Here is a 12,235-nt window from a genome sequence, read left to right as displayed (position 1 = left end):
AGTCTTTCCCCTCCGCACCTCTGCCTCTTGTGCCCAATCTAAAATCCAAAATCCAAAATCCAAAATTGCTATGAGTGTTACTCCTAAATCTGATATCAATTGGCAACCATTAGCATCGCCACAAGTAGATACTAATACTGCACCTAACTTTTTCGGTGAATTGGTACAAGAGACGTTGGCTTTAACTCGTCGCTTGTTTATTCAGTTGCAACGCCGTCCCTCATCTTTAGTCGCTGGAATTATTCAGCCAGTAATGTGGTTAGTGCTATTTGGTGCTTTGTTCCAAAATGCTCCCAAAGGTATATTTGGCAATACAACAAATTACGGTCAATTTTTGGCTGCTGGCATCATTGTGTTTACAGCCTTTGCTGGGGCGCTGAATGCTGGTTTACCTGTAATGTTTGACCGCGAATTCGGCTTTTTGAATCGTTTGCTGGTAGCACCGTTAGCATCACGATTTTCCATTGTTTTTGCCTCAGCCATCTTTATCATCAGCCAAAGTTTGTTACAAGCAGCTGTAATTGTAGCAGCAGCGGCGTTCTTGGGGGCTGGACTACCCGATGTAGCGGGTTTAAGTGCGATCGCTCTAATTGTTTTACTCTTAGCTTTGGGTGTAACAGCTATCTCTCTCGGTTTAGCTTTCGCTTTACCCGGCCACATTGAATTGATTGCAGTGATTTTCGTCACCAACCTCCCATTATTGTTTGCTAGTACAGCTTTAGCACCTCTATCCTTCATGCCTCAGTGGTTGCAGGTTGTAGCTACTCTAAATCCTCTCAGCTATGCGATCGAACCAATTCGCTATCTATATTTCCATAGTAATTGGGCACTAAGTAGTGTAGTTATGCAAGCTCCTTGGGGCGATGTTACCTTTGGGGGAGCATTGCTGGTGTTGTTTGGCTTTGCCCTAGTCGCCTTGCTAAGTATTCAACCCCAACTGCGGCGGACTCTGGCTTAAAAAGATAAAATAGATCAATTTTATTTAGGGTCAAAACCCATGAAAAAACCATTTTTACAAATTACTAGACTCTTTCTAGCTACGGCAGCAGGAATTAGCTTTGCTTCCTTGCTCATAGCTCAACCAAGTTCGGCTCAAGTCAGCAGCCCAGCGGATGCTTTCCCCAGCAATAGTACAACAGACCAAAATACCGATCCTTTCGCCCGTTCCAATTCAGACAATTTCAATATGTTTGATCTGATTCATCGGGCAAATTTCGGGACTCTCAACTGGGATTCTAACCAACAGAACGAAGAACTAAACTCAGCAGCAGCAGCCTTTAAAGCAAGGCAACAAAAACTAATTCAAGGTCAACAACAGCAACCAACCCTCAGTTTGCCAACAGTTACACAACCATCAGTTACGCCGCCATTGGTGACACCACCATCAGGTAACTGAATCAAACAAAGAACCCCAAGCCTCTAGAGGCTTGGGGCTAAGACCATTTAAAAAATCCTGAATTATCAGATCAGCCCAAGTGCAGCTAAAACATCGCTAGCATGGGTGGTGGTATTTACAGCACTGTCAACATGGGTAATTTTGCCACTGGGGTCAATTACGTAGGTGACGCGCTTGGCATAACCGCCGCCATCCACATCGAAAGCTTTGATTAGGGATTTGTCGCTGTCAGCCAGTAGGGGAAAATTCAAATTATATTTTTGAGTGAATGCCTGATGGGAGACTTCATCATCTGCACTGACTCCCAAAATTACAATATCTTTACCTTGATATTGAGACTGGGCATCCCGAAAACTACAGGCTTGTTTGGTGCAGCCTGGCGTGTCATCTTTGGGGTAAAAATACAAAACAACCGTCTTTCCGGCAAAATCAGATAACGAGACTGTATTGCCGTTTGTATCTTTGGCGGTAAATGCAGGTGCATCCGTACCAACTGCTAGAGGCATAATTAACCTTTCCTGTTTCAGATTGTTGATGCACTTGAAATTTTACATTAATTTATAATGTTTAAATATAATTACTAAAAAATAGGATAAATACACTTTAGGTAACTAATTTTGGTTTAATGGGGTATTTGGTACAAGAAAAAATATATTCTTAAATTAATCTTTGTTAGAAGAAAAATTTCTACCAATACACAATGGCTGCTGTTGATTCCCAAAACCCAAATATTTTTGTCTATCCTCAAAGCACAGTAGAAAGAGCCGAGCGATCGCTAGTGTGTTCGCCTTTTAATGTATCTTTATTTGAAGTGATGGCCCACCAGAGTGTATCAGTAACTGCGATCGCTCTGGAAAATGGACTCAAGCAGGGTTATACTAAACGCCCTTTATCAGAATTAGCCTGTGATGACGCTTTGGGCTGGTTGATTCAAGTAGGTGTATTGCGCCGAGAAGTCGATGGTCAGGGAATTACAGATAGTTTTCGTCTCACTCCCTTGGGACGCCAGTTAGTGGAACAATACCAGGGTAAAAATTGGCGTACTCCTTCATGGCGCGATCGTTTCTATGATGCTGTGATTCGTTGGTTACGGATACCTTTTTAGAATAAAAAATCCAAGAGTTAGGATTAGGGAATCAAAGGGAACAATATACACGGAAACATCATATCTATTCATGAAGTCTTTACCATAACCATCCAACTGCAATTTGTGATGGTTATAGTGGGCATTGGGCACTTGTACTGAGCGTAGTCGAAGTATTGGGCATTGGGCATTGGGCATTGGGCATGGGGCATTGGGCATTGGGCATTGGGCATGGGGCATTGGGCATTGGGCATTGGGCATGGGGAAAGGGAAAGGGGTAAGGGGAAAAGGGGAAAGATTAAATTTATTCCTTTTCCCTTTAACCTTTAACCTTTTCCCCTGCTCCCCCGCTTTTCCACTCCCCCTGCTCCCTTGTTGTTCGCTCCTAAAAATTAACTCTGTATCTTGAAAAACTAAGTGATAGCAACTATGAAATCAATTATGGTAGTGGGGACAACATCCCATGCAGGGAAATCACTTTTAACTACAGCTATTTGTCGCATTCTGTCGCGGCGTGGTTGGCGAGTGGCTCCCTTTAAAGGTCAAAATATGGCTTTAAATGCTTATGTCACTGCCAGTGGTGGAGAAATTGGCTACGCTCAAGCAGTGCAAGCTTGGGCGGCGGGAGTCGTGCCTTGGGTAGAAATGAACCCAATTTTACTCAAACCTCAAGGGGATATGACTTCCCAAGTAATTATTAAAGGTAGGTCTGTAGGTAAAGTCAGTGCCTCAGATTACTACGAGCAATATTTTGAACTGGGGTGGCGGACAATTGAAGAATCGCTACAGCATTTAGGAACAGAATTTGACATGGTGGTTTGTGAAGGTGCTGGTAGTCCAGCAGAGATTAACCTCAAGCACCGCGACTTAACTAATATGCGGGTAGCAAAACATTTAAATGCACCAACCATGTTAGTAGTTGATATTGATCGGGGTGGTGCTTTTGCCCATGTGGTAGGCACTCTAGAGTTATTAGAACCGGATGAACGCGCCTTAATTAAGGGTATAGTAATTAACAAGTTTCGAGGACAGCGATCGCTATTAGATCCAGGGATAAAATGGTTAGAAGAACGCACAGGTATCCCCGTTATCGGTGTTATACCTTACTTGCAAGAAATGTTTCCAGCAGAGGATTCCCTTGACTTACTAGAACGTCAATCGTCGTCGAGTAAAGCGCAAACTGACCTCAACATTGCCGTCATCCGCTTACCAAGAATTGCCAATTTCACCGACTTTGACCCACTAGAATCAGAAAGTACAGTTTCAATCAAGTACTTAAGTCCGAAGCAAGATTTGGGACATCCTGATGCCGTGATTATCCCAGGTACAAAGACCACAATTGCTGACTTGCTACTGCTGCAAAAAAGCGGTATGGCAGAAGCGATCCAAAACTACGCTGCTTCTGGGGGAACAGTTTTAGGTATCTGCGGTGGCTATCAAATGCTCGGTCAAATCATCGCCGATCCAGAAGGGATAGAGGGACAAGCTGGCAGATTTCAAGGGTTAAATCTTTTACCAATCAGAACTGTAATTACAGGACAAAAAATCGCCCGCCAGCGCCAAGTTAGCTCAAATTATCCCCAACAAGGTTTACCAGTTAATGGCTTTGAAATCCACCAAGGGCGATCGCGCATTGAACAGCAAGGTATAGATCCCCAATCCTACCATGCCCTATTTGACGATATTAATTTAGGGTTAGTAGATAGTTGTCAATCAGTGTGGGGAAGTTACCTGCACGGGCTTTTTGACAATGGGCCTTGGCGACGCGCTTGGTTAAATCGCCTCCGTCAACAGCGGGGTTTAAAATCTTTGCCCACCGGTGTTGCTAACTATCGAGAACAGCGAGAGCAGATTTTGGACTCTCTAGCCATTGAAGTTGAAAGCCATTTGGACTTAAGTCTGTTTTTGTCTTAAGCTAAAATTCGTTGAAATGTCATTAGTCATTGGTCACTTGTACAGAGTTTCGACTGCGCTCAACTACCGCGTAGTCGTTGGCGTGGTCACTGAGCGTAGTCGTTCGCGGAGCGTCTCGTAGAGAAGTGCAGCCTCTCGTAGAGAAGTATTGGTCATTTGCAAAGGACAAAGGACAACTGACAAATGACAACTCTATTAAATGCGTAATATTGATGATTGTTCGTGTCCGTTTTTTACCAGATGATGTCACAGTAGATGCCGAAGTGGGAGAAGCCCTCTTAGATGTAGCAGACCGGGCTGGGGTATTTATTCCCACCGGTTGTCTCATGGGATCTTGTCACGCTTGCACCGTCGAATTAGAGGATGGAGAGATTGTTCGCGCTTGTATCACCGGAGTACCGCCACGCGAGGAATTGACGATTAATTTGTTTAGCGACCCAACTTGGTAATGTCAGTCCTGGTTATTTGACAAGGACTAGTATAGTAAAACAAGTCAATGCATAAACAAAAATCTAATCAATGATTAGATTCTTTTGGATAGACAGCAAGGAATATTTAAACCATTGTTTTTTACTGTGGCGATCGCATTTTTTAATAAAATTAATGCCAAAGAAAATCCGGGAACTGAAGCAAATGCTTTCCCAAGTAGGTTTTACAGAAGTCCCAGGAAAAGGAAGTCATACTAACTGGGTGCATCCCCTATATAGTGGAAAAATCACGATTTCAGGCAAAGACGGAGCAGATGCTAAACGCTACCAAGAGAAGGAAGTTAAACAGGCAATTGAGGAAGTAGAAGGGACAGAAAAAGATGAGTAAGCTTAAGTACCAAATGATTATTCAGTGGTCTGATGAAGATGATTGCTTCTTAGTAGGATTCCCTGATTTTCCAGGACAACGCTGGCGGACTCATGGAGATACTTACGAGTTAGCTGTGGCAAATGGGATTGAAGCCTTAGAGTCTCTAATTATTGCTTATGAAGCTACAGGTGATTCACTTCCAGAACCAACAGTAAGTAGAGTGTGTTAAGGCGATTGAGTAGGTGGTAACTAATGCTGCACAATTTGCGCGATCGCAGGTTATTTTGGTTAGTTTAAATAGTATTTTAACGTATTATTACTGATTTTTTACAATTAGAGAATTTTTATAGTTAAGGACTAGGAATATTATCGTCACAACAGGCAATAGTTAATATGTCAAATCAAATATTTGAAAGGATTATAAGTAGATTTTCCAAAATTATTTTATACATTATTACAGTTATTTTGTATTTAAAAAATTTGTCTAGTTTAGTTAATAAGAAGCTTGCTGTAAAAGAAGATTTTCGCTTAAGTCAAAAAGGAATAGATTGGCTGGAAGAATGGAATACTGAAGCAGAAATAGCTAGCAGTATTTCTCAAATCGCTCAAAAAGCTGTTGAAATATTAGTCAATGTCCCAGGTATGACTCAAGCCCACAGCAGAGATTTCAGGAGAGCAACACCTATTTTTACTCTTAAAGATGGTACTGTAATTAAAATTTTTATTAATCCAGCTAACGTCAAGCATATCTTTTTAGCTGACAGCAATAACAAAATGCTTTTTGGTGGTTATGTAGGTTGGATTGACACAAAAGGATTGAATCAAGCTATAGAAAAGATAAAGCACTCTCTAACTTCTACTTCGTAATAAAGATACGCAATTAAAAAATCCATATTTTCCCTTCAGACAGCAAGAAACTTTGACACCCTTGTTTCCTACTGCCTGGTTTTGCTATCTATATCAATTAGCTTTAACATTCAGCGCGTATTCTTTAAACCTTTCCAAATCAGCTTGAATCGTTGATTCAACTATCCGCCCCAAAAACAAGTTATCCATAATTTTGCCAAGAATGCCGGGGATAGCATAAGAAATAGTCATTTTAACAATACTACTATTGTGGCGATCGTAAAAGCGAATCGCTCCCTGATTCGGCAAACCATCAACCGATTCCCATTGGATAATTTGGTTAGGAATAACTTTGAGAATTCGGGATTGCCAAGAAAATTCTAGACTGCCAGTTTTTAATTTCCAAAGAGATATATCTGGATTATCTGGCGGAATTTTCACTGAATCAATCCACTTCATCCACCGGGGCATTTGCTCCAAATCAGACCAGAGACTCCATACTAAATCTATGGGAGCCTCTACTTCTACCTGCACAGTATGCTCTAACCAATCTGACATCTCTACTTCTTCCTTTGCGCCCTTTGCGCCCTTTGCGGTTGGTTATTTCTTCAAACTCTCCAAAATCACTTTTGCCGCCCGTCGTCCAGAAATAGTAGCACCTTCCATGCTGTCGATGTAGTCTTGCTGAGTATAACTGCCGGCAAGGAAGAAATTATCTACTGGTGTTTTTTGGTTAGGACGATACGCATCCATCCCTGGCGCTTCTCGGTAGAGAGACTGAGCAAGCTTTACAACACTGTACCAAGTCATATTTAGCTCCCGCGACGAGGGAAACAGTTCATGAACTTGCTTGAGAACATGTTGTGCGATCGCTTCATTACTTTGTCCAATAAACGGATCTCCCGGTGTCAGCACTAGCTGTAACAAAGACCCCTGTCCTGGGCGATAATAATCAGCAGGGCTAGTCAACGCTAAATCGGCAAAACAAGAAAAGTCAGCATCGGCTGTGTAAAGTAAATTATCGATTCCAGCCGCATGATTTAGCTGTTTACGTTGCTCTCCATCGTTCAGTTCTGTTACCCAACCATCAAAGCGTAACTGCACTGTAGCCACTGGCACTGCATCGAGTTTGTAAATATTGTCAAATTCTGACCACTTACGCCACTCGTGGGGTAGAATGCGTTGAATTCCTGGAACATCACAGGCAAAAACGTAAGCATCAGCGGTGATAGTTTCTACTGCATCACCTTGCGCAACTACTATACCAGTGACACGGGTTTGTTTGGCTGACTCAGTAAACTGAATTTCCCGAACTTGTCGGCGCGTGTAAATTTTGGTGCCTCTAGCTTCCAGATATTCCAGAATCGGCTTGTGTAAATATTCAGATGGAGAACCTTCCAGCATTCGTAAAACTGAAGCTTCAGTTCTAACTGCAAATAGCTGGAATATGGTTAACATACAACGGGCAGACATATTTTCGCAATCAATAAATCCCAATGCGTAAGCAATCGGGTTCCACATCCGCTTGATGCTGCCATTACTTCCACCATGACTGCGGAACCAATCAGCAAAGCTAACTTTATCTAAATTGCGGATAGTTTTCATCGCCCCATCAAAGTCTACCAATCCGCGAACTACCGGACTAGTACCCAAAGCGATCGCATTTTGCAATTTATCCTGCAACGATAGTTGGGAAGTAGTGAAAAATGCCTTTAACCCATTGAAAGGCGCACCTGTAATAAAACGAAAATCTAAAGCACCAGTGCGCCCACCTTTATTAATAAAAGTGTGGGTATGTTCCTTGAGGCGTAAGTTTTCTAACACCCCCACTTTTTTCATTAAGTCAAATAGTTGGTAGTAGCACCCGAAAAATACATGCAACCCCATTTCTAGATGGTTGCCATCTCCATCAACCCAACTGCCAACTTTACCACCGACAAACGGACGAGACTCAAAAATCTCTATTTCACAACCAGCATCAGCTAAATCTACTGCGGTTGCTAGCCCAGCCAGTCCCGCACCTACGATTGCAACACGCATTCCGTCGTTCCTTTTCAGTTTCTTTACAGATTGTAACTGGGTTGGTGTCGGAATTTGCTACTTAATATCAACTCTAGCAGCATATTAAGGCTTGCCAATATCGATATTAAAACTTCTTTGATTACTTTTTTTAGTCCCGGTAAATGACCAGACGCGATAAAAACGCGTCTGTATCATCTAGACAAACTTTTGTCCATAGCGACGGACTCTCAAAAGTATCAGAGATATTTTTTTGTTGGCAAAGCTGTTTTCTGGATAATGTTGTGAAATTAACTTCTTAGTTGTTTGCATCTTTGTTGTCGTCGGAGACAGGCAAACTTCTAATCAGTTCACGAATTACGTCAGTTGCAGGTCTACCTGTTTGTTGGCAATATTTTTCTAGTTTTTCCGCTTCCTGCGTTGCGAGATTAACTGTTATGCGTTTAACTGCCCATTTTTTATTTGTCATTATCATGCTATCTGCTGTATATTTAGCTGGTCGAAAGAGTCTAAATTAATGAGGGAACCGATAAGGTTATCAGAGTTTGTCTCAGGAAACAAGTAATACCATTAATATTAAAAATGTTTGTTTTGGCAAAGGATTGATCATTTTCTAAAAAAATCAAAATACTACACTTTATTTGTTACTATTGTGACAGCATAAATAGCACATAGTTGCTTTTGAAGATAATAACCCTACTAACAGCATGAGTAAAGCCTGACAATGAAATTTTATAAAGGAATTCGAGATACCTACTATTGACTCAATGAAGATTTCCAAAGTTATTCTCCATTGAAAGCATTTGACCTTCTCTCTTAACTAAGTTTGCCAAACTCACTTGGAGAGAATATCTGCTAGAACCCCAAAAAATAAAGCTTCAGAATCATTATCATGCTGAAATACTGGTTGACAGGCGGTTTAGAGTGATGTGTATAGAGCGTGAATAGTGACTTAGAAAGTAGGCAAATCAGCGATCACTTTAAAACAAACACCCATATGTAACCAGACTGCAACCAATAACTTAAGAGCTACTTGAACTGTTATGAATTTTGGCTTACTTCGATCAAGCTGATTGCTTTTCACTGCCAATACAGTAGCCAGAAAAAAAGGGAACAACGCTCAGTCTACTGAGTGTAAATTGCCAAGTATCTTGGTAAATTTTGACAGCAATATCTGTAATTTCACACAGACAAATTAATCCAGAATATATGTGATGTTACTTGACTGTTGCCGATAATAATATTTTAGTTTTGTTTCATACTTTTACAATAAATTATCCTCAGAATGCAATGAAGTATTGCATACTTTTTATCTTCTTTCTAGCGATATAGCTTGCTTGAAAATCAGCAGTTTTTTGCGATTTTTCGTCTTCATCTATCTGGAGGTTATATAAATCATTTTTAGCCAAGTAGGGCGTTATAAGTTTTACATAAGACATTTTCCTCATATCTAAGTCCAGATATAAATTACTGCCAATAAAATTTTTATTACGACTATTTTTATCTGGTAAGTATACCCATATAAATAATCGTATCTTTTAAATTTTTCGGCATTGTGTTTATTATAGCTATTATTTACGCACTTTAAATAATCTTCATTTAGACACTAATAAAGCTATTTTTCCTCCTTTATAAAAAAATTACAAAGAAAAACATATGTATCTGAACTTTTGCTTAATGATATTGATATATAACAGGATGCTAAACTCAAAAACTTGTTAAAAAAAAGATTCCAATATCTAAGTGCATCAGTTAGCTTTGATTCAAGCAGTCTTTGTAGATAAAATTTTATTTTTTTGTCGTTATTTATACCTAAAATATTTAGATAAAATAACTAGAAAACTATGAAAATACAGGTACTTCATGAAATTTAGGTAAAGTTAGCTTCTCAAGATTGGTCGCGTATTAGTATTGACATATACATGAATATTCATTACAAAGTGCCGCACCCTGATAGGTACGCAGATTGCAAAGACTGAGTGGAGCCGGAAGCACTCTGCCTCTACTTAAAAGACTGCCTACAAGGGATGGGGTATATACCAATATGGTTTTGTTAAGGGTTATTGTTGTAAACGATTGGTTTTTCAAGACGCGATAAATCACGCCTCTACATCTGGGTTTTGTTGCTCATTCTGAACTTTATTTGGGGTATATACAAAAGTGAAAACCCTGAGTCCTGTTTACTTCCCTGAAACAGTTACTCCTTAATTCAGAATTCTGAATTAAGGAGTAAAACACTCTTTATATCTGGGTAACAGACTTAGCTTGTGTAACTCACCAACTGGAAATCTGCTGTCAATGATGCGTTCTAACTTCAATCCCCAGGTTTTGCTATGGGGTAAGATAGTATCTCAGCATTGGTGAATTAACACTCCGTTGGTAAAGAGAAGGAGGGTAAACGTTAAAAGGCAAAGCCTTCCCTTTTTTGCTCTCAAATGCAGTTTTAATCAATCAAATACACATCAACTTAATTACTCATGCCGATAATTTGAGATTGAGGATTGCGGCAATTCATACAATTATTCAAATTTCAGTTGGGGCATAAGTTGGAGAGTGCCAATACCTAAATCTTTAGGTGAAAGCGATCGCCCTTCAAACAAAGCCATCATATCTCGTAACTGAGGATTGCCACGGGAGGCTCCTGTTAGTCCTTTGGCAATGATTAAGCCACAGTATCCCTGAGTATTTTTACACCGCTGATTCCATTTTTTTCGGGCTTCGACATGAATCGGATCTTCATCTAAAAATTCACCGAATAGGAACAATTCGCCATTTTGAGTTTGCAATAAACCCAGGTCGTAGCGATCGCCATCAAAAGGATCGGCACCTGGATTAAAGCAAATTGCTCTCAATCCGCCTGCTGCTTCAATTCTTTCAATTACAGTCTTCGCCTTGGGCCGAGAAGTTTGAATTAAAATCACCGGCAAACCATCACCCACTTGTTCGATTTCACTAGCCTGGTAGTAGCTGACCCCCTTTCGTAGAGAATCCAATATTTCCCAAGACACTACACCTAAGCTGAGGAAGGAATCTTCTGGTATCAAGTCATCTCGCAATGATTGGAAATCAAGGTTGTCAATCTCCTCATCATCAATACCAAAGCCTGCCATTTCCTCTAATTCTGCTGCTAACTGCGGCATGGTAGAGACTGTTACAGGCACTGATTTAGTTGATTCTTCCGACTGCGGTAGAGAAATGCGATAGCGACGGCCCAGAGTAGGGAAGATATCCTCATGAAGTTGGCGACGGTGATCCCGAATAAAGCGGCTCAGGCTTTCGATCGCAACCAACATTACCAATGCCTCTTCGTCATACAAAACAGACCGTAGTCCTTCTAAGGGGTGGATATTACCAAAAGTCGGGTCAATTTCTGATAATGGCAGATCCGCCAAATCATCTTCTTCATCGTCATCTTCATCGGTTTCGTCAACGCTCTCAAAAGTGAGAAACAAGCAATCTTGCTTGAGGAACGCTTCTTCTAGATGCTCAGTTGATTCTTCATCCGTTAAAACTGCGGCGCGAAACTGTTTTAAAGACTCTTCTGAGCGATAAAACAAAATCCCATACTCCATTCCCAGCATTCCCATAACTGAGGCGTAGAGTGTGCCAACATCCCACTTATTAATCTCGATTGACAAAATTTGCTGTTCTTGCAAAAATTCCCAAGGTGCTGCTTGCCAAATTGCAAATGCTTTCTCTCGCAAGATTTGTGCATACTGCGGGGGTAAGTCGGGGGTTTGACTATCGAGGATGTCGGCGAATCCACGAAATAGTTCGTCAATTAAAGGCAGTTCTGGTGCATAGTCAATGGCGATATCCAAATCTTGCAGTACTCCCCGCAGATAAAATTGGATCTCGCGGTCTTTGACTACAATTCTTTGGGGTCTAGCAGGCCTTGCTGGACTTTGAGGATGCTCCATTGCTTGCATTAAGGTGCGAACTATTGCTTCTGGCCCAATATCTGAAGCTACCACGTCCATTCCTCGAACAACACCTTGGGAGTAATCTACCCAAAGAATGCATTCTCCCTTTGCATCTGAGTCGGACAGATGGTTTGGTGATGACAACGGACGGCGATCGCCCTCCCATACAGAAGGAATTTGAGTTAATTTCTTCAACCGACGACTGGTAGAGCGATTAAAACTTGTCATAGAGATCAAAAGAAGCAATTTGGAACT

The 12,235-nt window shown here is 40.9% G+C and carries 13 protein-coding genes; 8 read left to right on the top strand and 5 right to left on the bottom strand.

Features of this window, described 5'->3' with window-relative positions; genetic code table 11:
* Positions 1-70 precede the first annotated feature (70 nt).
* Positions 71-958 (top strand): ABC transporter permease, encoded by an 888-nt coding sequence (locus tag RMX69_RS17950; protein ID WP_289798887.1) that lies wholly within the window; start codon positions 71-73, stop codon positions 956-958.
* Between the two features lie 39 nt (positions 959-997).
* The gene (locus tag RMX69_RS17945; RefSeq protein WP_322638261.1) at positions 998-1,396 is read left to right on the top strand and encodes a hypothetical protein; all 399 of its coding nucleotides are present in this window, start codon (positions 998-1,000) and stop codon (positions 1,394-1,396) included.
* A 65-nt stretch (positions 1,397-1,461) separates the two neighbouring features.
* Here the strand turns inward: RMX69_RS17945 and RMX69_RS17940 are convergent, their stop codons facing one another.
* Positions 1,462-1,902, bottom strand: coding sequence for a peroxiredoxin (locus RMX69_RS17940; RefSeq protein WP_099101976.1), 441 nt, complete (start codon positions 1,900-1,902; stop codon positions 1,462-1,464).
* A 194-nt stretch (positions 1,903-2,096) separates the two neighbouring features.
* On the opposite strand from RMX69_RS17940, the gene RMX69_RS17935 reads away from it, so the two are divergent.
* The 6 genes from RMX69_RS17935 (at position 2,097) to RMX69_RS17910 (ending at position 6,059) form a co-directional block, all read left to right on the top strand.
* Entirely contained in the window at positions 2,097-2,501 is a 405-nt protein-coding gene (locus RMX69_RS17935) for an Npun_F0494 family protein (protein ID WP_322638260.1), read from the top strand.
* 408 nt (positions 2,502-2,909) lie between these two features.
* On the top strand, positions 2,910-4,394 hold the full coding sequence (gene cobQ, locus RMX69_RS17930; RefSeq protein ID WP_289798883.1) for a cobyric acid synthase CobQ: 1,485 nt from the start codon (positions 2,910-2,912) through the stop codon (positions 4,392-4,394).
* A 212-nt stretch (positions 4,395-4,606) separates the two neighbouring features.
* Positions 4,607-4,843 (top strand): 2Fe-2S iron-sulfur cluster-binding protein, encoded by a 237-nt coding sequence (locus RMX69_RS17925; protein ID WP_289798882.1) that lies wholly within the window; start codon positions 4,607-4,609, stop codon positions 4,841-4,843.
* Between the two features lie 154 nt (positions 4,844-4,997).
* A complete protein-coding gene (locus RMX69_RS17920; RefSeq protein WP_289800101.1) occupies positions 4,998-5,210 on the top strand; it encodes a type II toxin-antitoxin system HicA family toxin in 213 nt (70 codons plus the stop codon).
* Positions 5,203-5,421: a type II toxin-antitoxin system HicB family antitoxin gene (locus RMX69_RS17915; protein ID WP_322638259.1), complete on the top strand. Its 219-nt coding sequence runs from the start codon at positions 5,203-5,205 to the stop codon at positions 5,419-5,421. The genes RMX69_RS17920 and RMX69_RS17915 overlap by 8 nt, the downstream gene beginning before the upstream one ends.
* Before the next feature lie 164 nt (positions 5,422-5,585).
* Positions 5,586-6,059: a hypothetical protein gene (locus tag RMX69_RS17910; RefSeq protein WP_322638258.1), complete on the top strand. Its 474-nt coding sequence runs from the start codon at positions 5,586-5,588 to the stop codon at positions 6,057-6,059.
* A 93-nt stretch (positions 6,060-6,152) separates the two neighbouring features.
* Here the strand turns inward: RMX69_RS17910 and RMX69_RS17905 are convergent, their stop codons facing one another.
* The 4 genes from RMX69_RS17905 to RMX69_RS17890 all read right to left on the bottom strand — a co-directional run bounded on the left by RMX69_RS17905 (position 6,153) and on the right by RMX69_RS17890 (position 12,208).
* Positions 6,153-6,596, bottom strand: a complete 444-nt coding sequence (locus RMX69_RS17905) for an SRPBCC family protein (RefSeq protein WP_289798880.1) — start codon at positions 6,594-6,596, stop codon at positions 6,153-6,155.
* Between the two features lie 42 nt (positions 6,597-6,638).
* Positions 6,639-8,078 (bottom strand): 9,9'-di-cis-zeta-carotene desaturase, encoded by a 1,440-nt coding sequence (zds, locus tag RMX69_RS17900; RefSeq protein WP_322638257.1) that lies wholly within the window; start codon positions 8,076-8,078, stop codon positions 6,639-6,641.
* Positions 8,079-8,355: 277 nt separating this feature from the next.
* The gene (locus tag RMX69_RS17895) at positions 8,356-8,532 is read right to left on the bottom strand and encodes a CopG family transcriptional regulator (RefSeq protein ID WP_289798878.1); all 177 of its coding nucleotides are present in this window, start codon (positions 8,530-8,532) and stop codon (positions 8,356-8,358) included.
* A 2,044-nt stretch (positions 8,533-10,576) separates the two neighbouring features.
* A complete protein-coding gene (locus RMX69_RS17890) occupies positions 10,577-12,208 on the bottom strand; it encodes a DUF6930 domain-containing protein (protein ID WP_322638256.1) in 1,632 nt (543 codons plus the stop codon).
* Positions 12,209-12,235: the final 27 nt, after the last annotated feature.

The sequence above is a fragment of the Nostoc sp. EspVER01 genome (genome assembly GCF_034530635.1).
Taxonomy (GTDB): domain Bacteria; phylum Cyanobacteriota; class Cyanobacteriia; order Cyanobacteriales; family Nostocaceae; genus Nostoc.
The sequence above is the reverse complement of the archived record's forward strand: the minus strand, read 5'-3'. Positions and strand labels throughout refer to the sequence as shown.

Excerpts from the sequence above, each read along its gene's own strand:
- RMX69_RS17950 (WP_289798887.1), top strand. The coding sequence starts at position 71 with ATGAGTGTTACTCCTAAATCTGATATCAATTGGCAACCATTAGCATCG.
- RMX69_RS17945 (WP_322638261.1), top strand. The coding sequence starts at position 998 with ATGAAAAAACCATTTTTACAAATTACTAGACTCTTTCTAGCTACGGCA.
- RMX69_RS17940 (WP_099101976.1), bottom strand. The coding sequence starts at position 1,902 with ATGCCTCTAGCAGTTGGTACGGATGCACCTGCATTTACCGCCAAAGAT.
- RMX69_RS17935 (WP_322638260.1), top strand. The coding sequence starts at position 2,097 with ATGGCTGCTGTTGATTCCCAAAACCCAAATATTTTTGTCTATCCTCAA.
- cobQ (WP_289798883.1), top strand. The coding sequence starts at position 2,910 with ATGAAATCAATTATGGTAGTGGGGACAACATCCCATGCAGGGAAATCA.
- RMX69_RS17925 (WP_289798882.1), top strand. The coding sequence starts at position 4,607 with ATGATTGTTCGTGTCCGTTTTTTACCAGATGATGTCACAGTAGATGCC.
- RMX69_RS17920 (WP_289800101.1), top strand. The coding sequence starts at position 4,998 with ATGCCAAAGAAAATCCGGGAACTGAAGCAAATGCTTTCCCAAGTAGGT.
- RMX69_RS17915 (WP_322638259.1), top strand. The coding sequence starts at position 5,203 with ATGAGTAAGCTTAAGTACCAAATGATTATTCAGTGGTCTGATGAAGAT.
- RMX69_RS17910 (WP_322638258.1), top strand. The coding sequence starts at position 5,586 with ATGTCAAATCAAATATTTGAAAGGATTATAAGTAGATTTTCCAAAATT.
- RMX69_RS17905 (WP_289798880.1), bottom strand. The coding sequence starts at position 6,596 with ATGTCAGATTGGTTAGAGCATACTGTGCAGGTAGAAGTAGAGGCTCCC.
- zds (WP_322638257.1), bottom strand. The coding sequence starts at position 8,078 with ATGCGTGTTGCAATCGTAGGTGCGGGACTGGCTGGGCTAGCAACCGCA.
- RMX69_RS17895 (WP_289798878.1), bottom strand. The coding sequence starts at position 8,532 with ATGATAATGACAAATAAAAAATGGGCAGTTAAACGCATAACAGTTAAT.
- RMX69_RS17890 (WP_322638256.1), bottom strand. The coding sequence starts at position 12,208 with ATGACAAGTTTTAATCGCTCTACCAGTCGTCGGTTGAAGAAATTAACT.